Source organism: Actinophytocola sp. (genome assembly GCF_035712165.1).
Classification (GTDB): domain Bacteria; phylum Actinomycetota; class Actinomycetes; order Mycobacteriales; family Pseudonocardiaceae; genus DASYTH01.
Map to the genome: position 1 here is coordinate 1 of NZ_DASTBH010000152.1, position 19822 is coordinate 19822.

The 19822-nt window shown below is 72.7% G+C and carries 20 protein-coding genes; 1 reads left to right on the forward strand and 19 read right to left on the reverse strand.

Annotated elements, in window-relative coordinates; genetic code table 11:
• From VFO68_RS08535 to dacB, 15 genes are all read right to left on the reverse strand, one after another.
• Positions 1 to 240, reverse strand: a 240-nt coding sequence (locus VFO68_RS08535; RefSeq protein ID WP_325157641.1) for an NAD(P)-binding domain-containing protein, incomplete at its 3' end; no start/stop codon positions are given.
• Positions 241 to 312: 72 nt separating this feature from the next.
• Complete coding sequence (locus VFO68_RS08540) at positions 313 to 1488, reverse strand: PrsW family intramembrane metalloprotease (protein ID WP_325157657.1); 1176 nt, start codon at positions 1486 to 1488, stop codon at positions 313 to 315.
• Between the two features lie 122 nt (positions 1489 to 1610).
• Positions 1611 to 3026: a DUF6779 domain-containing protein gene (locus VFO68_RS08545; protein WP_325157642.1), complete on the reverse strand. Its 1416-nt coding sequence runs from the start codon at positions 3024 to 3026 to the stop codon at positions 1611 to 1613.
• Positions 3027 to 3072: 46 nt separating this feature from the next.
• On the reverse strand, positions 3073 to 3552 hold the full coding sequence (locus VFO68_RS08550) for a DUF3180 domain-containing protein (protein WP_325157643.1): 480 nt from the start codon (positions 3550 to 3552) through the stop codon (positions 3073 to 3075).
• Between the two features lie 56 nt (positions 3553 to 3608).
• Complete coding sequence (folK, locus tag VFO68_RS08555; RefSeq protein WP_325157644.1) at positions 3609 to 4094, reverse strand: 2-amino-4-hydroxy-6-hydroxymethyldihydropteridine diphosphokinase; 486 nt, start codon at positions 4092 to 4094, stop codon at positions 3609 to 3611.
• The gene (folB, locus tag VFO68_RS08560) at positions 4091 to 4471 is read right to left on the reverse strand and encodes a dihydroneopterin aldolase (RefSeq protein WP_325157645.1); all 381 of its coding nucleotides are present in this window, start codon (positions 4469 to 4471) and stop codon (positions 4091 to 4093) included. The genes folK and folB overlap by 4 nt, the downstream gene beginning before the upstream one ends.
• Complete coding sequence (gene folP / locus VFO68_RS08565; protein WP_325157646.1) at positions 4468 to 5301, reverse strand: dihydropteroate synthase; 834 nt, start codon at positions 5299 to 5301, stop codon at positions 4468 to 4470. Before folP ends, folB begins: the two co-directional genes overlap by 4 nt.
• Complete coding sequence (folE, locus tag VFO68_RS08570; RefSeq protein ID WP_325157647.1) at positions 5298 to 5912, reverse strand: GTP cyclohydrolase I FolE; 615 nt, start codon at positions 5910 to 5912, stop codon at positions 5298 to 5300. Before folE ends, folP begins: the two co-directional genes overlap by 4 nt.
• A 24-nt stretch (positions 5913 to 5936) precedes the next feature.
• On the reverse strand, positions 5937 to 8306 hold the full coding sequence (ftsH, locus tag VFO68_RS08575; RefSeq protein ID WP_325157648.1) for an ATP-dependent zinc metalloprotease FtsH: 2370 nt from the start codon (positions 8304 to 8306) through the stop codon (positions 5937 to 5939).
• A 190-nt stretch (positions 8307 to 8496) separates the two neighbouring features.
• Positions 8497 to 9132, reverse strand: a complete 636-nt coding sequence (locus VFO68_RS08580) for an ESX secretion-associated protein EspG (RefSeq protein WP_325157649.1) — start codon at positions 9130 to 9132, stop codon at positions 8497 to 8499.
• 5 nt (positions 9133 to 9137) lie between these two features.
• Complete coding sequence (hpt, locus tag VFO68_RS08585; RefSeq protein ID WP_325157650.1) at positions 9138 to 9692, reverse strand: hypoxanthine phosphoribosyltransferase; 555 nt, start codon at positions 9690 to 9692, stop codon at positions 9138 to 9140.
• 58 nt (positions 9693 to 9750) lie between these two features.
• Positions 9751 to 10758: a tRNA lysidine(34) synthetase TilS gene (gene tilS, locus VFO68_RS08590; protein ID WP_414635476.1), complete on the reverse strand. Its 1008-nt coding sequence runs from the start codon at positions 10756 to 10758 to the stop codon at positions 9751 to 9753.
• Complete coding sequence (locus VFO68_RS08595; RefSeq protein WP_325157651.1) at positions 10755 to 12314, reverse strand: penicillin-binding transpeptidase domain-containing protein; 1560 nt, start codon at positions 12312 to 12314, stop codon at positions 10755 to 10757. Before VFO68_RS08595 ends, tilS begins: the two co-directional genes overlap by 4 nt.
• A gap of 72 nt (positions 12315 to 12386) precedes the next feature.
• Positions 12387 to 13460, reverse strand: coding sequence for a zinc-dependent metalloprotease (locus VFO68_RS08600; RefSeq protein WP_325157652.1), 1074 nt, complete (start codon positions 13458 to 13460; stop codon positions 12387 to 12389).
• 50 nt (positions 13461 to 13510) lie between these two features.
• A complete protein-coding gene (gene dacB / locus VFO68_RS08605) occupies positions 13511 to 15058 on the reverse strand; it encodes a D-alanyl-D-alanine carboxypeptidase/D-alanyl-D-alanine endopeptidase (RefSeq protein WP_325157653.1) in 1548 nt (515 codons plus the stop codon).
• A gap of 402 nt (positions 15059 to 15460) precedes the next feature.
• On the opposite strand from dacB, the gene VFO68_RS08610 reads away from it, so the two are divergent.
• On the forward strand, positions 15461 to 15961 hold the full coding sequence (locus VFO68_RS08610; RefSeq protein ID WP_325157659.1) for an inorganic diphosphatase: 501 nt from the start codon (positions 15461 to 15463) through the stop codon (positions 15959 to 15961).
• 38 nt (positions 15962 to 15999) lie between these two features.
• On the opposite strand, the gene VFO68_RS08615 is transcribed toward VFO68_RS08610, so the two are convergent.
• The 4 genes from VFO68_RS08615 to VFO68_RS08630 all read right to left on the reverse strand — a co-directional run.
• A complete protein-coding gene (locus VFO68_RS08615) occupies positions 16000 to 17607 on the reverse strand; it encodes an MDR family MFS transporter (RefSeq protein WP_325157654.1) in 1608 nt (535 codons plus the stop codon).
• A complete protein-coding gene (locus VFO68_RS08620; protein ID WP_325157655.1) occupies positions 17608 to 18138 on the reverse strand; it encodes a MarR family winged helix-turn-helix transcriptional regulator in 531 nt (176 codons plus the stop codon).
• A 161-nt stretch (positions 18139 to 18299) separates the two neighbouring features.
• The gene (gene glyA, locus VFO68_RS08625; RefSeq protein WP_325157656.1) at positions 18300 to 19562 is read right to left on the reverse strand and encodes a serine hydroxymethyltransferase; all 1263 of its coding nucleotides are present in this window, start codon (positions 19560 to 19562) and stop codon (positions 18300 to 18302) included.
• A 10-nt stretch (positions 19563 to 19572) separates the two neighbouring features.
• Positions 19573 to 19822 (reverse strand): uL11 family ribosomal protein (locus tag VFO68_RS08630; protein WP_414635475.1); only part of this gene is annotated, 250 nt, incomplete at its 5' end.

The following is a 19822-nucleotide window of genomic DNA, read 5'->3' on the forward strand; positions in this document are numbered from 1 at the left end:
GGTGCCGGCGAGCGCGTCGTCCGGCAGGGCGAGCAGGACCAGGTCCGCACCGGCGGCCACCTCGGGCGGCGAGCGCAGCGGCACGCCCGGCAGCAGTTCCTCGGCCCGGCGGACCGAGTCCCGGGACACGCCGGCCGCGGCGGCGACGGTGTGCCCGGCTCTGGCCAGTGCGGCCCCCAGCACCGACCCGACCCGCCCGGCGGAGATCACGCCGACCGCCAGTCGCGCCGGACGGCTCATCGGCTCATCACCTCGCAAGCTCGGTGCTGCTCGATCCGCACGGTGCGGACGGCGCAGAGACTAGCCGCCCCGTCAGGACGGACGTGGAGGCTCGTGACCAGCTTCACCTGTCCCGGTGAGCGGCCGCCCGCCCGCGTCCAGGACCGGCAGTCCGGCCAGCCGGACCGCGTCGATGCGCCGGGCGGCCAGCACCGCGACCAGCTTGGCCTCCTGGTCGGCGGCGTCCGGCCCGGCCGTGCCGGACCGCATCGCGTGCCGCAGGAAGGCCAGTTCGCTCACCGCTGCCTGATAGCCGCCGATCGCCTGCGCCGCCGGCCGGCCGAACCGGTTGCGGACCTTGGCCCGCCAGGCCCGCCGGCCCGGCAGGGTGGCCAGCCCGCCGGCCTCGGCCGCCGCCACCGCTCGCTGGCCGACCAGGCCGGGCAGCGCCTCTTCGACGATCTGTTGCTCCCGCTTGCGATGCCAGCTCACGAACAGCACGGCGGCGATGAAGATCGGAACCATGATCAGGAAGTACACGTTGAGGAAGTTCGTCCCGCCGCCGACGGTCGCCGCGCCGTTCCACAACGCGTGCAGCACCACCGCGGCCAGGTAGCCGGCGACCGGCGCGAGTACCCGCAGCTTGCGGTCCCTGGTCCGGGCGGCCACCCCGATCCCCACGCCGATCATGCAGGTGAACAGCGGGTGGGTGAACGGGGACAGCACGCCGCGCAGGATGAACGCGGTCACCACCCCGGACGTCGACGGGTCACCGAACCCGTGCTCGGCGAACGCCCGGCCGAAGTAGTAGATGTTCTCGGTGAAGGCGAACCCGGTGGCGACCAGGCCGGCGTAGACGATCCCGTCGATCACGCCGTCGAACTCCGCGTGTAACCGCAGCATGATCACCAGGACGAACGTGCCCTTGGCCGCCTCCTCGAACAGCGGGGCCGACACCATCGCGCTGATCTTGTCGCCGTTGCCGGCGCCGAGCAGCACGTCCCCGACCGCCTCGGCGGTGTTGTTGATCATCAGCGCGGTGATCGTGGCGACACAGGCGCCCCAGCCGAACGCCAGCCACAGCAGCCGGGCCGGCTCCGGCTCCCACCGGTCCACCCAGAGGAACGCCGCCACCACCGGCCCGACCGGCAGCAACGCCGCGGTCACCCCGACCAGTTCGGCCGTCAGCCCCACCCGAGCGGTGCTCAGCGCGAGCAACGCCAGCCCGCACGCGGCCAGCACCAGCAGGCCGGCGACGGGCAGCAGCACAGTCAACCGGCGGGGAGTGTGGCCGTGCAGGGGGGATCCCGGGTTCATACGGCCAGACCGGAGCCTCTCATCGACTCAACCCTACGGCGACGACGCTGTGTTGTTGAGCGCAATCGGTGCGTTCAGTCCTCGCGCCGGCGGCGGCGCCTGGGGTTCGGCTCGCCGCCCTGCGCGGCCAGCAGGTCGGCCACCGAGTGCGCGCCGGAGGAGTGCGAACCGCCGGCCGGACGCGGCGGGTTCGGCTCCGCGCCGGGCTTCCAGGCGGCCACCTCCTGCCAGGCGGGGGCTTCCTCGGCCCGTCGCCTGCGGCCGCCCGCCTCCGGGGCCGGTTCGTCCGGCCGGGAGTGCCGGCTGCGCGCGGGATCCGGCTCGGGCGCCCGGCGGCGCCCACCGCTCACCGGCGGGTCCGGGCGGTAGGAGCCGGTGTTCGGCGGTGCCGGCGGGAACGTGCCGCTGCGCTGCGCGGCGGGGGGAAAGGTGCCGCTGCTCTGCGGGCGGGGCGGCGGGGGCTGCTGGCGGGGACCGGGTGCGGCCGGGGGGAACGAACCGCTGCTCTGGGCGGCCGAGGGAAGACGGCTGCTGCTGCGCTGTGCGGTCGGGGGGATCGCGCTGCCGCGGGGCGGCCCGGGTAACGGGGCGGCCGGCGGGAAGGAGCCGCTGGCCTGCGCCGGCAGCGTGGCGCCGCCGCGCTGCGCGGGCGGGAACGAGCCGCTGCTCTGCGGCCGGGGTAACGGCGCGCTGGGCCGCTGCTGCGGGGGGGCCTCGCGCCGGTTCGGGTCGGCCGGCGGGCCGACCGGGCGGGCCGGCGGCATCCGGCCGGAGCGCTCGGCCTGGCTCGGCTGCCGAGGGAACATCCGCTGCTCCCAACCGGCCCGGGACTGCAACTGGTCACGGACGCTGGCCGGCTCGGGCGCCGGGGGCGCGTCCACCACCCGGGGCGGGGTGTCGCGGGGAGACTGGACCACCCGCAGCGGCGGCGCGCCTGCCGGCCGGCGGGGATCGTCGCGGACCTGGTCGAACACCTCGGTCACGGTCGGATCGACCCGCGGCTCGCCACCCATCCCGGCGGCCAGCCGCTTCATCGGCATCCGGGTCGCCCGCGCCTGCAGCGCGACCCGCTCGACCAGCACCTCACCACCCAGCAGGGTCTCCAGGGTCTGCCGCAGCGAGCGCAGCTCGTCGCGCAACGCCGACACGTCGTCCCGGGACTGCTCCTCGACCTGCGAGCGGATCTCCGACTCCAGCCGGGCCTCGTACTCGCGCCGGGCGGCGATCTCACGCTCCAACTCCAGCTCGTACATCGCCTGCAGGTCGGCGACCTTCTCGTCCCGGTCGGTGGCCTTGCCGCGGTACTTCGCCGCGACGAACGCGCCGACCAGGGCGGCCCACAGCGCGGCGAGCACGCCGAGCCGCAGGATCCGCTGGTCGTCGCTGAGCACCAGCACGATGGCGGCGCCGACGGCTAGGACCAGCCCGCCGCCGAGTAACAGGCGACCGGACGATGACCGGGTCGCCGGCTCGAAATCGGAGGCTGGCATGCGCCGTACCATACCTGTCCGTTATGAACTTGCGACCGGCCTCACCTCAACCGATATGTCCGCCTTGCGCGCTCGGTCGCTGATCATCCTGGTCGTGCGGGGTGCGGCAGCAGTGCTCCAGCCACAACGCGGCGGCGATGAGCGCGGCGGCGCAAAGTGCTCCGACGATCGCGCTGGGCAGGTCCTCCGCCGCGGCGATGAGGTCGACCCGGCGCGGCAGCAGATAGCCGAGCACCCCGAGCCAGAAGCCCAGCATGATCGCGCCGAGCAGCGAGGACGCCTTGGCCAGCGCCACCGCCCGGGCCGCCGTCAACGGCTGCACCGGCCGCCCCTGCTCCGGGTTGCGGATCCGGTTGCGCAACGACACCCCCAGCGCCGCCTCCACCACAGCCAGTACCAGCAACGGAATCCCGGCGAGCGTGGGCAGCGGCGGCCACTGGCCGTAGGTCAGGCGCACCACCAGATACCCGGCCACGGCGGCGACCAGCCCCACCCCCGCCAGATCCCGCGCCCTGGTGAAATGCATACCGCCACGGTACCCAGCACCCGAACCCGTCGCCGGACCATCCACTGTGGACGGAGTCAGCCCAGGGAGAGGTCGGGGCGGCGGCGGATGCCGGTGGTGTCGAGGTGGGTGAGGAGCTCGCGGGCCGGGCCGTGGCCGGGGAGGGTGGCGTGCGGGTCGACGTCCAGCCAGGGGATGAGGACGGTGGCCCGCTCGGGGGTTCCGGGATGGGGCAGCAGCAGGTCCGGATGATCGCTGGTGACGCCGTCCACGGTGACCACGTCCACGTCCAGGGTGCGCGGGCCCCAGTGCTCGGTGCGCACCCGGCCGGCGCGCTGCTCGAGCTCCTGGGCCCGGCGCAGCCAGCCCCACTCGTCGGTGCCGGCGTCGGTGACCAGCAGCACCGCGTTGAGGAAGTCCGGCTGGTCGGTCAGGCCCCACGGGCGGGTCTCGTAGACCGGTGAGGCCGCCTCCAGCACGTCGGTCAGGCCGTCGACGGCGATCAGCAGGTTGGCCAGCCGGTCACCCAGGTTGGACCCGATGGACAGCACGGCCCTCGTCATGACCCGCCCCGGCCGCCCCGGCGGGAGCGCCGCACCGTGACCGCCACGTCGGCGAAGGTGAGCGGGATCGGCGCGGCCGGCTTGTGGATGGTCACCTCGACGGCGTGCGCCCGCGCGTCGGTCATCACGTCCTCGGCGACCTCGGTGGCCACCGCCTCGATGAGGTTGCGCGGCGGGCCGCCGACGATCTCCGCCACCCGGACGGCCAGCGCACCGTAGTCCAGGGTGTCGGACAGCTCATCGGTGCCCGCGGCGGTGTCCAGGTCGATCCACACCGTCACGTCCACCAGGAAGTCCTGGCCGTCCCGCCGCTCGTGCTCGAAGACCCCGTGCCGGCCCCGGACCCGCAGTCCGGTCAGCACGATCCGGTCCGTCACCCCGATACCTCCCGCATCGCCGCCGCCACCGTCACCGCGTCCAGCGTGCGGTCCACGTCGTGCACCCGCACGCCCCACACCCCGGCCGCGGCGACCAGGGCCGCGACCGCCACGCTGGCGTCCTCCCGGCCGTCCGCCGGGCGCGGCACCCCGTCCGGCCCGGCCAGCAGGCTGCCGAGGAACCGCTTGCGGGAGGCGCCGACCAGCACCGGGAAACCCAGCGCCAGCAACACATCCAGCCGGCGCAGCAGCGCCCAGTTGTGCTCGCCGGTCTTCGCGAACCCCAGCCCGGGGTCGATCACCAGGGCGCTCGCGTCCACCCCGGCCGTCAGCGCCGCGTCCACCCGGCGGCACAGCTCGTCGCGCACCTCGGTGACCACGTCGGCGTAGCGGGCCAGCGACTCCATGTCCCGGCTGTGGCCGCGCCAGTGCATCAGGATCCACGGCGCGCCGGACGCGGCGGCCACCTTGGCCATGTCCGGGTCGGCCAGGCCGCCGGACACGTCGTTGATCACCGTGGCGCCGGCCGCCAGCGCCGCCTCGGCCACCCTGGCCCGGGTGGTGTCCACACTGACCAGCACGCCCGCCCCGGCCAGCTCCTCGATCACCGGGACGACCCGGGCGATCTCGGTCTCGGCGTCCACTCGGGACGCACCGGGCCGGGTGGACTCGCCACCCACGTCGACCAGGTCGGCACCCCGGGTCCACATCGCCGTGCCGTGCGCGACCGCGTCGGCGGTGTCGAAGTAGCGCCCGCCGTCGGAGAACGAGTCCGGCGTGACGTTGACCACACCCACCACCGCGCACCGGTCCGGCCTCGGCAGGCTCACCGGCTCCGCCCGTTGATCAGGTCCAGCGCCTCCGCCCGGGACGACGCCGAACTCTTCAGCACCCCGCGCACCGCCGAGGTGGTGGTCCGCGCCCCCGGTTTGCGAATCCCCCGCATCGCCATGCACAGGTGCTCGGCCTCCACCACCACGATCGCGCCGCGCGGCTGCAGCCTCCGCATCAGCGCGTCCGCGATCTGCGACGTCAGCCGCTCCTGCACCTGCGGCCGCTTGGCATACAGGTCCACCAATCGGGCCAGTTTGGACAGTCCGGTCACCTGTCCGCTCTCGCTCGGGATGTACCCGACGTGCGCGACCCCGTGGAAGGGCACCAGATGATGTTCACAGGTGCTGAACATCGGGATGTCGGTGACTAGGATCAGTTCGTCGTGGCTTTCCTCGAAGGTCTTGTCGAGGACGGCGTCGGGGTCGGAGTAGAGGCCGGCGAACATCTCGTGGTAGGCGCGGGCGACCCGGGCGGGTGTCTCACGTAGACCTTCCCGATCCGGGTTCTCCCCGCAGGCCAACAGCAACTCGCGGACCGCCTTCTCGGCCCGGTCCTGGTCGAAGCCGGGCAGCAGCCGCCCTGGAGCACCGTTGCCGTCACCAGTCACGGGCACCTCCGGCAGATGTGTGGCTCAGCGGCCACTATCCCATCCGGAGTCGCGCTCGCGACGCTCCCGGTCACGTCGTTCCAGGTCACGCCGTTCCAGATCGTCGTCGGCCTGCGACTCGGTTCCGCTCGGCTGGCCCGGCTGCGGCCACGCCTGCTGGTGCGGATATCCGGACGGGGTGGTCGCCGGCGTCCAGCCGGGCGGGGCTCCGTAGTGCGGCGGCCCACCCGAGCGGCCGTGCCGGGGCGCGCTCTGCTCGGCGCCGGGTGGCGGCGGGTACAGCGGCGGGCTGCCGTACGGCCGTGGCGGCGCGGGCTGCGGCAGGCCGTTCGGGCCGGCCCCGTTGCCACCGGGCGCGTCGGGGTTCGAGTGGGGCGGACGACCGGGAAGGTCGCCGGCACCCGGCGCGGTCGCCACCGGCGTGGGGCTCGGCTCCTCCTGGACCGGCGGCCACGGCTCGCCGCGTTCCTTGGCCAGCTCGCCGGGGGTCTTGATCGGCGGCTTGTCCGACGGCGTCCGGCCGCCGAACTCGTTGAACGCGGTGATCCTCGGCCGCTTCTCCACGTTGGAGAAGATCCGCGCGAGGTCCTTGCGGTGCAGCGTCTCCTTCTCCAGCAGCTCGCGCACCAGGTCGTCGAGCACGTCCCGGTAGGTGTTCAGCACGTCCCACGCCTCGGTGTGCGCGGCCTCGATCAGGGCGCGCACCTCCTCGTCGATCTCGTGCGCCACCTCGAGCGAGTAGTCCACCGCGTGGCCCATCGACCGGCCGAGGAACGGGTCGCCGTGCTCCTGGCCGTACTTCACCGCGCCCAGCCGGGCGCTCATGCCGTACTCGGTGACCATCGCCTTGGCGATCTTGGTGGCCTGGTCGATGTCGCCGGAGGCGCCGGTGGTCGGCTCGTGGAACACCAGTTCCTCGGCCGACCGTCCGCCGAGCGCGAACACCAGCCGGGCGATCATCTCCGAGCGGGTGAGCATCTGCTTGTCGTCCTCGGGCACCACCAGGGCGTGTCCGCCGGTGCGCCCACGGGGCAGGATGGTCAGCTTGTAGACCGGCTCCAGGTCGGGCATCGCCCACGCGGCGAGCGCGTGCCCGCCCTCGTGGTAGGCGGTGATCTTCCGTTCCTTCTCGGAGATGATGCGGCTCTTGCGGGCCGGTCCGCCGACCACGCGGTCCACCGACTCCTCCAGCGCGGCTCCGTTGATCAGCGTCCCGTTCTGCCGGGCGGTGAGCAGCGCGGCCTCGTTGATCACGTTGGCCAGGTCGGCGCCGGACATGCCCACGGTGCGCTTGGCCAGCGAGTGCATGTCCACGTCCGGTGCGAACGGCTTGCCCTTGGAGTGCACCTCGAGGATCTTCTTGCGGCCCATCAGGTCCGGCGCGGAGACCGGGATCTGCCGGTCGAACCGGCCCGGGCGCAGCAGCGCCGGGTCCAGGATGTCCGGCCGGTTGGTGGCCGCGATCAGGATGATCCCGCCGCGGGCGTCGAACCCGTCCATCTCGACCAGCAACTGGTTGAGGGTCTGCTCGCGCTCGTCGTGCCCGCCGCCGAGGCCGGCGCCGCGCTGGCGGCCGACCGCGTCGATCTCGTCGACGAAGATGATGCACGGCGCGTTCTGCTTGGCCTGCTCGAACAGGTCACGGACCCGAGAGGCGCCGACGCCGACGAACATCTCGACGAAGTCGGAGCCGGAGATCGAGTAGAACGGCACCCCCGCCTCGCCGGCCACCGCGCGGGCCAGCAGCGTCTTGCCGGTGCCCGGCGGGCCGTAGAGCAGCACGCCCTTGGGGATCTTGGCGCCGAGCGCCTGGTAGCGCGCCGGGTTCTGCAGGAAGTCCTTGATCTCGTAGAGCTCCTCGACCGCCTCGTCGGCGCCGGCCACGTCGGCGAACGTGGTCTTGGGCATGTCCTTGGGCAGCTGTTTGGCCCGGGACTTGCCGAAGTTGAGCACTCGGTTCCCGCCGCCCTGGACGTTGTTCATCATCCACATCAGCAGGATGAGCAGCAGGCCGAGCGGGATGATGAAGATCAGGATCTGGGTGAGGAACGACTCCTGCGTCACCGTGGTGTTGAACTCGGTGTTTCCGCTCTTGAGCAGCGCGTCGTAGAGGCTCGCGGTGACGTCGCTACCACCCGGGTACTGGGTGAGGATCTGCTTGGTCTGCTGCCCGTCGTGCTCGATCGAGTTGCGCAGGTTCAGCTTGAGCCGCTGCTCCTTGTCCTCCAGGTCCGCCTTCTCGACGTTGCCGGAGTTGATCTGAGAGACGGCGGTGGAGGTGGGAACTTTCGTGTACCCGCGCGTGTCGTCGAACAGCATGGTGATACCGAAGTAGAGCACCAGCACTACCAAGATCCACAGCAGCGGGTTGCGAAGCAGGCGCTTGCGGTCCATTCACTTGCGGCCGCGGGGCGGCCCGACCCTCCCTGACGTGCAAATGTGGGGCATTGACGGCCCATCACCCGGCCGGACGGCGCGGCCCGGATCCAACCAGCCTACCGCCCGCTAGGGCACCCTTACCTCACAAAGTGGGCGCAGCGTGCTAACTCGAACAACGGTCCACACGGCTGGTGGGTTCCCTGGTCTAGCGGCCACCGTCCGTGACGCCCGTCATCATTTCAGAGATCCGCTTCCGGAGCGCTGGCGCATCGGCCGGAGCGAGCGTCATCCACCCCTTGAGGACCTGGCCGAAGTAGCGGCCGGTGCCGTCGTCGAACCAGCCGAGCACCGGCGACCGGCGCCGAACCCCGGCCCGGCTCCGCGCGTTGGCGGCGATCTGGCCGCCGCGCAACCCGGCCCGGACACCCAGACCGCTGAACTCCGTCGAGGGCAGCGACACCGAGCGCTCGCTGCCCCGCTGGCCCGGTGGCAGTTCCGCGACGATCGTCCACACCAGGCTGCTCGGCTCGATCGGACGCAGCGCGAGCCCCGGACCGGACTGCACGGCCAGGACCGCGGCGCGGCCGCGGACGGCGGCCAGCGCCCGGACCGGCGCGGCGGCTCCGTCCGGGTGGTAGACCGAGTCGATGCTGCACTCGGCGCCGGCCAGCACCGCGAGCCAGCCGGCCACCCGCGGGTCGACCGGCCGGGCGGCTACCTCCTGCCGCAGCGCCGCCCGCTCCTCCTCGGTCGCCCCGTGCACCGGGACCTCCAGCGGGTAGGGCGGTTCGCCGGACTGCAGCGCCTCCCACAGGAAGTCCAGCTGCAGCGGGTCCAGCACGACGTTCAGGACGAGTACACCTTCGGGTCCAGGGTGCCGATGTAGGGCAGGTCGCGGTACCGCTCCGCGTAGTCCAGGCCGTAGCCGACGACGAACTCGTTGGGAATCTCGAAGCCGACGTAGCGGACCGGGACGTCGATCTTGACCGCGTCCGGCTTGCGGAGCAGCGCGCACACCTCCAGCGAGGCCGGGTTGCGCGAGGCCAGGTTCTTCAGCAACCAGGACAGGGTCAGCCCGGAGTCGATGATGTCCTCGACGATCAGCACGTCCCGGCCGGCGACGTCCCGGTCCAGGTCCTTGAGGATCCGCACCACGCCGGAGGAGGAGGTGGCCGACCCGTAGGAGCTGACCGCCATGAAGTCGAGCTGCACCGGCACGGTCAGCGACCGGGCCAGGTCGGTCATGAACATGACCGCACCCTTGAGCACGCCGATCAGCACCAGGTCGGCGCGGTCGCCCCGCTCCGGGTAGTCGGCGGAGACCTTGACGGCCAGCTCGGCGATCTTGGCCCTGATCTCGTCCTCGGTGATCAGCACGGAGGCGATGTCGCCGTCGTACACGGTTCCCCTCTCGGGTTCGGATCATACGGCCATCGGGACAACACCCGCGTGGGTCTGTTCAACGGCCGCGCCGGCTCGGCCCATCGTCAAGGCGCGGCCCGGTCACCCGCAGCCTGCCATGCACCCGGCCGGCCACCAACTCACCGGGTAGCCAGACGCCACCCTGGCCGCGCCAGGCGCCGATCAGCGCGTCCACCGAGCGCAGGTGGGCGTCGGTCAGCTCGCGGACTCCGGCCTCCAGCAGCCAGGTTCGCAGCGCCCGGCGGCGCAGCGCGGCGGGCGCGGCGGACAGCACCGCCACCTCCAGCTCGGGCCCGGCCCGGGCGGCCAGCAGCAACCCGGCGGCCAGATCGTCGAGCGCCTCGGCGTCCTCGCGGAGCTGGGCCGCGGTGCGCGCCAGCGCACCGGCCACACCGCCGCGCAGCACGTCCTCCAGCAGCGGCAGCACCTCGTGCCGCAGCCGGACCCGGGTGTACCGGTCGTCGGAGTTGTGCGGGTCCTCCCACGGCAGCAGCCCGAGCGCCGCGCAGGCCGCCCTGGTCGTGGCCCGGGTCAGGTCCAGGAACGGCCGCGCCCACGGCGGGTCCAGCGGCCGCATCCCGGCGACCGAGCGCACCCCGGAGCCCCGGCCCAGCCCGAGCAGGACGGTCTCGGCCTGGTCGTCGCGGGTGTGGCCGAGCAGCACCAGCGCCCCCGGCGCGGCGGCGGCCCGCAGCGCCGCGTACCGGGCCGCCCGGGCGGCGGCCTCCGGACCGCCCGGGCCGGACACCGTGACCGGCAGCACCCGCACCTCGTCCAGCCCGAGCCGGCGCAACTCCTTCGCGGTGGTCGCGGCGACGTCGGCCGAGCCGGGTTGCAGCCCGTGGTCGACGACCAGCCCGGTCACCGTGAGGTCCAGCCGGTGCGCGACGTGTCCGGTGGCGGCGGCCAGGGCCAGCGAGTCCGCGCCGCCGGACACCGCGACCGCCAGCGTCCCGCGGGCCAGGTGCGGCCCGGCCGGCGGCTCGGTCAGCAGCCGGCGGACCGCGCCCCGGGTTTCGAAGACCGCGCCGTGCACACCCGCTATCCAACCGCTCCGAGGAAGGCGCTGCTCACGGCGACCGCAGGGCCGGACGAGCCGGCCTCCTCGACCAGCACCGCCCAGGCCAGGTCGCCGCGGTAGCCGGTGAACCAGCCGTGCGCCGCCGACCCGTCGCCGAACTGCGCGGTCCCGGTCTTGCCGAACACCGCCCCGCGGCCGGACAGGCCCCGGCCGGTGCCGGCCGTGACCACCTCGCGCATCATCCCGCGCAACTGGTCCAGCACCGCCCGGGGCGGCGGCTGGTAGCCGGTGGTCACCGTGGTGGGCAGGTCCCGCCACAACCGCGGGACGACCGCCCGGCCGCTGGCCACGGTCGCCGACATCAGCGCCACGCCGAACGGGCTGAGCCGCACGGTGCCCTGCCCGATCCCGTTCTCCACCCGCTGCGCGGTGCTCGGCGCCGGTTCCACGGCGCCCGCCTCGGTGGTGAGGCCGGGCACCACGAAGTCGGCGGTCAGCCCGAGCCGGGCCGCCGCCTGGTTCAGCGCGTCCGGCCCGAGGTCGGCGGCGAGCTTGCCGAACGTGGTGTTGCAGGACCGGGCGAACGCGGTGTGCAGCGGGACGTCGCCGAGCGCGAACCCGTCGTCGTTGCCGATGGTCCGGGTACCGATCGTGGCCGACCCCGGGCACGGCAGCACGGTGTCCGGGTTGGCGGCCCCGGCCATCAGCGCCGCGCTCGCCGTCGCGATCTTGAAGGTCGACCCGGGCGCGTACAACCCGTTCAGCGCCTTGGTGTCGGTTCCGGCCGGGCCGTTCTGTGCCACGGCGAGGATGTCGCCGGTGGACGGCCGGATGGCCACCAGCCGGGCGGGCTTGGCGACCGAGTTGACCGCGCCCTGGGCGGCCTGCTGCACCCGGATGCTCACCGAGGAGGTCAGCGGTTTGCTCTCCCCCGCCGAGCCGGCCAGCCGTTCCACCTCCGCGCCCGCGGCGTCGACGAGCGCGACGTGCCAGCCGTCCGCGCCACCCTGCTCCCTCGCGACCCGGGCCAGGACCGGACCGAGCAGTGGAGCCAGGCCCGGATCGGGCGCCGACGGCCCGGCGGCCTGCCAGACCAGCAGCGGCGCACCGTCCCGGTCGAGCACGGCGGGCGTCCCGATCGGGCCACGCAGGGTCAGGCCACGCTCGGCGGTCAGCTTCGGGTGCACCAGCACGGGATCCCAGTGCACCCGCCAGTCCTCGCCGGTCCGGGCCGTGGTCATCGTGCTGCCGTAGCTCCAGACCCGCTGCGGGCCGAGCGTCCAGGTGATGGTGAAAGTGACCGCGTCACCCTGCGCGCCGGTGCGCGACGTCGTGACCGCGGTCGGCCCGAGTCCTTGCCACACGGCGGAAAGCGTCTTCGTCGCGGCGGCGGGGTCGTCGGTCAGCGCGGCCGCCGCGGCGGCGTCGCCCTTGCCGAACGCGACCAGGAACCGGTCGGCCACCTCGGCCTGGGTCGGCCTGGGCGGGGCCGGGGACGAGGCGGTGCGCTCCCCGGCGGCCACCGGCCGCACCGGGTCACCCGGTAACAGCACGAACAACGCCAGTGCCACAACGATCACGACGGCCAACCCGCCACCGGCGAGAACCCATCGTCGAGCCCGCGATGTCATCGAGATCCCCCAGGATTTCGGCTATCCGTGCACCCTTCGCAGCCAGGCCGGCGCGTCGCTGATCTCCGACCGCAGCGGCAGGGTATCGGGTGACTCCCAGATCCGGTTGAACCCGTTCATCCCGACCGCGTCCACGACCTGCCTGGTGAACGCGGCGCCGACGGCGTACTGGCGCACCTTGGCGTCCACGCCGAGCAGCGCCCGCAGCATCCGGTCCAGCACCCCGCCCCCGCGCCTGCGCGCGGTGAACCGCTGCCGGATCGTCGCCACGCTGGGCACCACCACCGGACCGACCGCATCCATCACATGGTCGGCGTGCCCCTCCAGCAGCGTGGACAGCGCGATCAGCCGGTCGAACACGGCGCGCTGCTCCGGGGACTGCAGCACCTCCATCAGGCCCAGCGAGGTGCCGGGATCGTCGGACCGGGACCGGCCGCGCACCGCCTTGATCACCTCGGGCAGCCGGTTGAACGCGCTGTTCGCGGTGTCCTCGAGCCCGCCGAGGAACCGGCCCACCTCGCCGGCGAAGTAGTCCCGCAGCCAGGGCACCGCAGTGAACTGCAGCCGGTGGGTGCATTCGTGCAGGCACACCCACATCCGGAAGTCGGCCGCCGGAACGTCCAGTGCCTGTTGCGCCGCAACGACGTTCGGCGCGACCAGGAGCAGCCGGCCGCCCTCGCCGCCGAACGGGTCGTACTGGCCGAGCACCCGGCCGCCCAGGTAGGCCAGCACCAGACCGGCCTGCAACCCGGCGCTGCCGGCCATCACCCCACCGAAGTAGCCGTTCGAACCGGCCGGCAGCGAGCCGTCGGTGAGCGCCTCCAGACCCGCCGCCGCGGCGGCCACCCAGCCCTGCCGGTCGACCACCTCACCGGGATAGAGCGGCAGTCCCGCACCGAGACCGGTCAGCTCACGGACATGACCCTCGGCCACGGCGGTGATGTCCCGCAGTTCGGCGACGGCGCGCTCGGCCTCCGCCCGGGGCACCACCGGCCCGGGCCGGACCAGCCGCTGGGCCGTCGAGACGGCCAGGCCCCAGTCGACCGGCGAGGGCCCGGGCCCCGCCGAACCATTGGTGCTGACCGCTTCGCTCACACCACCGAAACTACCTGTGTCCGAGTGATCCCGTGCTATCGCGCGCTTGACTATCGGCAACCACACTGCCGCAGCGTGGCCGCGACGGCGTCCAGGGCCGGGCGGGCGGTGCCGGACTGGGTGCCGTTGGTCATCAGCGCGAACACCAGCAGCCGGCCGTCGGCGTCCAGCACCACCCCGGCCAGCGAGTTGACCGGCGGCACGGTCAGCGTGCCGGTCTTGGCGCGCACCCAGCCCTTGCCGGGCGCGGCGGCCGGGGTCTGGTAACGGTCGGCCAGCGTGCCGCTGCCGCCGGCGACCGGCAGGCCGCCGAGCAGGGGGCGCAGTTTGGCGGTGCGCTGGTCCTTGCCGTCCGGACCGGCCGCCACCGACAGGATCTGGGCCAGCAGCCGGGCCGGCACCTTGTCCTGCCCGGACAGTCCGCTGGCGTCCACGAGGTCGACCCCGGTGGTGTCGAACCCGTTCTCCCGTAACACCTTCAGCGTCGCCCGGCTGGCACCGGCGAAGGACGCCTCCTCGCCGGTGGAGCGGGCCACCTCGCGGGCCAGGGCCTCGGCGAGCACGTTGTCCGACTGCTGCAGCAGGGTGTCCACCAGCTCCACGACCGGCGCCGAGCGCACCTCGGCGAGCACCCGGGCGCCCTGCGGCGCTTCCGCCTCGGCGTCGGCGGCCACCGTGGCGCCGGCCCGCCGGGCGAACTCCTCGGCGAGTGCCCGGGCCGGGTTGGCGCTGCGGGCGGAGTGGTCCTTGGTGGCGTCGGCCCGGCCGCCGTCCAGCATCGCCGGCACGATCGGCGCGATCTGGCCACCGGCGACGTCCCGCGGGTCCCACGAGGGTTCCAGACCGGGCCCGGCATAGCGGCCGAGGTCCACCCGAACCGTGCTCACCGCCCCGGCCGCGGCCTTGACCTTGGCGACCAGGTCGTCGAGGTGGGCCGCGCCGGGGTACACCGACTCGGCGCCGGTCTTCAGGGTGGACAGCGTCGGGTCGCCGCCGCCGACGATCACCACCTCGCCGGGCTGGGCGCCGGCAAGCACCCTGGTGGACAGCTGCCCGGCGTGGTCGAGGACGAGCAGCGCGGCGGCCGCGGTGAGGATCTTCCCGGTGGATGCCGGGACGAGCGCGGTGTCGGCGTTCTGCTCCCAGAGCACCTGACCGCTGGCCGGGTCGAGCACGGCGCCGGTCAGCGTGCCGAGGGAACCCGCCGACGCCGGGCCGGCCAGCGCGGCCCGCACCCCGGCGGCGGTCGGGGCCGGGCTGTCCGCGCCGGGTGGCCGCAGCGCCGGGGCGAACTCCACCGGCGCGGCCGGCGGCCGGCTGGCGACCTCGGTCTCCGAACCGGTCAGGCCCAGCTTCTGGGCCAGGCCCGGCACACCGAACACGACCCCGGCGCCCGCGCCGGTCAGCACGACCAGCGCGGCGGCGACCAGCAGCGCGATCCGCTTGGTCCGGCGCGGCTGCTGGGCCGGCGCCGGATCGATCCGCATCGGTCCCGGCCGGGGCGGCTCGACCTGCCAGGCCGCCCGCAGCTCCGGCGGGACCTCGATCACCCCGGTGAAGCTGTTGTCGCCGGGTGGCTGCGGTGGTACCGGCGGCATTCGCCGGGTCGGCCCGTCGAACGGTGAGGACGCCGGCTGTGATCCTCGTGTTTGTGAGATAGAAGACTGCGGTCGGGGTAACGGCGGCCGCCTCGGCTCCGGCGGCGGCATCGGGACCCGGATGGTCCGGTCGCCCGCGGGCGCCGCCCCGGGCGGCGGCACCGGGACCACGACGGTGCGGTCGCCGTGCGACGTGACCTGCTCGGAAGGCGTCGGCGGCGGCTCCGGGGCCGGTGCCGCCGGCTCCGCCGGGCGCTCGGCCGGGCGGGTCGCCGAGTCGTCGTCATCGACCTGCGGCCAGAGCGCGTCGGCCTGCGGCGCGTCGCGACGGTCCCTATTCTGCTCTGGCACGTGGTCCACACTAGTGAGGTTGAGAGAATGGCGGAGCAGAGTGAGGGCGGCGTGGAGTTCGACGTCACAATTGAAATCCCCAAGGGGGAGCGCAACAAGTACGAGATGGACCACCACACCGGTCGCATCCGCCTTGACCGCACCCTGTTCACCGCCACCCAGTACCCGGCCGACTACGGGTTCGTCGAGAACACGCTCGGCGAGGACGGCGATCCGCTGGACGCCCTGGTCCTGGTCCAGGAACCCACCTTCCCCGGCTGCCTGATCAAGGCCCGGGCGATCGGGATGTTCCGGATGACCGACGAGAAGGGTGGCGACGACAAGGTGCTCTGCGTGCCCGCGGAGGATCCGCGCACCGAGCACCTGCGCGACATCCACCATCTCGCCGAGTACCACCGGCTGGAGATCCAGCACTTCTTCGAGGTCTACAAGGACCTCGAACCCGGCAAGAGCGTCGAGGGCGCCACCTGGGTGGGCCGGGTCGAGGCGGAGGCCGAGATCAAGCGCTCCTACCAACGGCTCAAGGACGCCGAGGACCCCGCCCACCCGTAGGTGGACGGGGCCCTCGGTCCTCCCCTCTCGGCGGTCTGTCAGCTCACCGGAGCCGGCGTGGTGGGCGCCTCCTCCACCTGCTCGGCGGCGCGACGCTCGTTGCCCGACTGCATCGACAGCGGGATCTCCTTGAGGAACCAGATCATCACGAAGGCGACCAGGACCACGAACCCGCCGACGGTGAACACCACGTCGATGCCGTGTGAGAAGGCGTCCAGGATCGGCCGCTTCTGCTCGGGCGTCATGCGCTCGAGGAACGACGTGTCGTTCAGGTCGACCGCGCCGCCGGTGGCCGTCCCGGCGAAGGTCCGGGCCAGGCGGTCGATGACCACGGTGAACAGCATCGACAGGAACACCGCGGTGCCGACCGTGCCGCCGATCGACCGGAAGAAGGTCGCCGACGAGGTGGCGACGCCCATGTCCTTGGGCGGCACCACGTTCTGCACCGCAAGGATCAGCGTCTGCATGCACAGGCCGAGGCCCGCACCGGCGACCACCATGATCGTCATGGTCCACCACAGCGGAGTGTCCGTTCCGATCTGTCCGAACAGGAACATCGACCCGGACACCAGGCCCAGCCCGATGATCGGGAACACCTTGTAGCGGCCGGTCCGTGAGATCGCCACACCGCTGCCCATCGCCGCGGTCATGATGCCGAACGTCATCGGCAGGGTGAGCAGCCCGGCCTCGGTCGGCGAGGCGCCCTTGACGATCTGCAGGTACAGCGGCAGCGACATCATCATGCCGAACATGCCGAGACCCATCACGAAGTTGACCGCGTTGGTCAGCGAGAACACCGAGAACCTGAACAGCCGCAACGGGATCAGCGCCTCGTCGCCCATCCTGTTCTCGACGAACACGAACGCGACCAGACCGAGCGTGCCGATCAGGTACATGGCGATCGCGGCGCCGGAGGCCCAGCCCCACTCCCGCCCCTGCTCGGCCACGATCAGCAGCGGCACCAGGCCGACCCCGAGGGCGGCCGCGCCCCAGTAGTCGATGCGGTGGTCCACCTTGTGGTGCGGCACGTTGAGGAACCGGGCGACCACGAACAGGGCGATGATGCCGATCGGGATGTTCACCAGGAACACCCAGCGCCAGCCCTCGATGCCGAGGAAGGTGTCCACTCCGGCGAAGAACCCGCCGACCACCGGGCCGGCCACACTGGACAGACCCCACACGCTCATGAAGTAACCCTGGTAGCGGCTGCGCTGCCGGGGCGAGACGATGTCGGCGATGATCGCCAGCGCGAGCGCCATCAGACCGCCGGCGCCCAGACCCTGAACGGCCCGGTAGGCCGCCAGCTCGTACATCGAGTTGGCGATACCGCTGAGCACCGATCCGACCAGGAACAGTGAGATCGCGGTCAGGTACATCGGCTTGCGCCCGTAGATGTCGGACAGCTTGCCGTACAGCGGCGTCGCGATGGTCGACGTGATCAGGTAGGCGGTGGTGACCCACGCCTGGATGGTCTGGCCGTGCAACTGGTCGGCGATCGTCTTGGTCGCCGTACCCATGATCGTCATGTCCAGGGCGGCAAGCAGCATCCCCAGCATGAGGCCGTACACCACCAGCATGATCTGGCGATGCGGCAGTGCGCCGTCCCCTTCCGGTGGCCCGGCCGTTTTCAAGGCCTGCTCCGACATTCAGCTCTCCCCTTCGGAACGCGCCCACCGGGCGCATTCATTGATCAATGTCGGCAGATAGCGCTCGTGGTCGTGGACGAACCGCTCGAACAGCTCGACGAACCGGTCGATGTCGTCCGGATCCCAGTGCTGGATCACCCTCGCCAGCGAGGTGCCCATCCGCCTGCGTTGTTCCTCAAGTAGTGCGACCCCGGCCGGCGTGGCGGCCAGCAGGCTGGCCCGGCCGTCTTCCTGGTCGGCCTGCCGCTCGACGAGCCCGGCGCGGACCAGCGCGGCGACCTGCCGGCTGATCGTCGACGGGTCCGAGTGGACCGCCGCGGCGAGCGCGCTCGACCGGGTCGGGCCCAACGCGACCACGTTCTTCAACAGCACGATGGCCGATCTGTCGAAGCCACCCATCTTGCTGATCCGAGCACCGATGCTGGCCTGCTGCTTGCCCATCGCGAACATAGCGGCGGCCAGCCGGCGGCCGCACTCCAATTCCTGTTCGGACAGCTCCGCGACCTGCGCCTGGGTACTCTCCGCGACCACGGTCGTACTCCCTGCTTGCTTGCATCACACAATTAGTTGGTCGATACAAGCATGCATCTCGGGCGCGGCCGCGCGCAAGTCGATTTCGATGTTGCGCGGCTCTCAGTCGTGGTCATGCCCGGCAGCGTGCCGGACCGCACCGACAGTTCCGGAGAAGGTCCTCAGGCCCAACCGGGCATCGGGTACGCCGCCAGCAGGTCGCGCACCTCGGCGGCGACCTTCTCGATGGCCGACTCGTCGCCCGCCGAGGCCGCCTGCACCGCACGGTCGATCCAGTCGGCAAGCTGCGGCATCTGGTCCACACCCAGGCCGCGGGTGGTGACCGCCGGCGTGCCCAGCCGCACCCCGGACGGGTCGAACGGCTTGCGCGGGTCGAACGGCACCGTGTTGTAGTTGAGCTCGATCCCGGCCCGGTCCATCGCCTGGGCCGCCGGCTTGCCGCCGATCCCCTTGCTGGTCAGGTCGATCAGGATCAGGTGGTTGTCGGTGCCGCCGGACACCAGGTCGAAACCCCGCTCCTGCAGCGCGCCGGCCAGCGCCTGGGCATTGGCCACCACGGCCGCCGCGTACTCGGCGAACGACGGCTGGGCCGCCTCGCGCAGCGCCACCGCGATCCCCGCCGTCGTGTGGTTGTGCGGCCCGCCCTGCAGACCCGGGAACACCGCCTTGTCCAGCGCCTTCGCGTGCTCGGCGTCGGACAGCAGCATGGCGCCGCGCGGCCCGCGCAGGGTCTTGTGCGTGGTCGTGGTGATCACCTGCGCGTGCCCGACCGGCGACGGGTGCGCGCCGCCGGCGACCAGGCCGGCGATGTGCGCGATGTCGGCCACCAGCACGGCGCCCACCTCGCGGGCGATCTCGGCGAACGCCGGGAAGTCGATCGTGCGCGGGATCGCGGTGCCGCCACAGAAGATCAGCTTCGGGCGCTCCGCCCTGGCCACCTCCCGCACCTCGTCCAGGTCGATCCGGCCGGTGTCCTTGCGCACCCCGTACTGCACCGCCCGGAACCACTTGCCGGTCGCCGAGACGTTCCAGCCGTGGGTCAGGTGCCCGCCGGCCGGCAGACCCATGCCCATCACCGTGTCGCCCGGGTTGGCCAGGGCCAGGTAGACGGCCAGGTTCGCGGGCGACCCGGAGTAGGTCTGCACGTTCGCGTGGTCCACCCCGAACAGCGCCTTGGCCCGGTCCACGGCCAGCGTCTCGATCTGGTCGATGAACTGCTGGCCCTCGTAGTACCGCTTGCCGGCGTAGCCCTCGGAGTACTTGTTGGTCAGGACCGTGCCGGTCGCCTCGAGCACGGCGGTCGACACGTAGTTCTCCGATGCGATGAGCCGGACCTTCTCGAACTGGCGCTTCGCTTCGCCCTCGACGAGGGTGGCGAGCTCCGGGTCGGCTGCGGTGAGGTGCGGGATGCCTGGCTCATGCATGCCCCAAACCCTAGTCGCCTCCGCTCGAGAACCCCTGAGCGACCGCGACCCCCATCGACCGGGCGGTGCCGGCCACGGTGCGCATCGCCGCCGCCAGGTCCGTGGTGTTGAGATCGGGCAGCTTGCGCTCGGCGATCGCGCGCAGCTGCGCCTCGGTCAGGGTGCCGGCCGCGCGGTGGCCCGGCTGGTCGGACCCCTTGCCGCCCAGCGCCTTGCGGATCAGGAAGGCGGTCGGCGGCGTCTTGTAGTGCAGCTCGAAC

Coding starts and splice junctions, on each gene's coding strand:
- VFO68_RS08545 (WP_325157642.1), bottom strand. CDS start 3,026: ATGCCAGCCTCCGATTTCGAGCCGGCGACCCGGTCATCGTCCGGTCGC.
- VFO68_RS08550 (WP_325157643.1), bottom strand. CDS start 3,552: ATGCATTTCACCAGGGCGCGGGATCTGGCGGGGGTGGGGCTGGTCGCC.
- folK (WP_325157644.1), bottom strand. CDS start 4,094: ATGACGAGGGCCGTGCTGTCCATCGGGTCCAACCTGGGTGACCGGCTG.
- ftsH (WP_325157648.1), bottom strand. CDS start 8,306: ATGGACCGCAAGCGCCTGCTTCGCAACCCGCTGCTGTGGATCTTGGTA.
- dacB (WP_325157653.1), bottom strand. CDS start 15,058: ATGCCGCCGGTACCACCGCAGCCACCCGGCGACAACAGCTTCACCGGG.
- VFO68_RS08615 (WP_325157654.1), bottom strand. CDS start 17,607: ATGTCGGAGCAGGCCTTGAAAACGGCCGGGCCACCGGAAGGGGACGGC.
- glyA (WP_325157656.1), bottom strand. CDS start 19,562: ATGCATGAGCCAGGCATCCCGCACCTCACCGCAGCCGACCCGGAGCTC.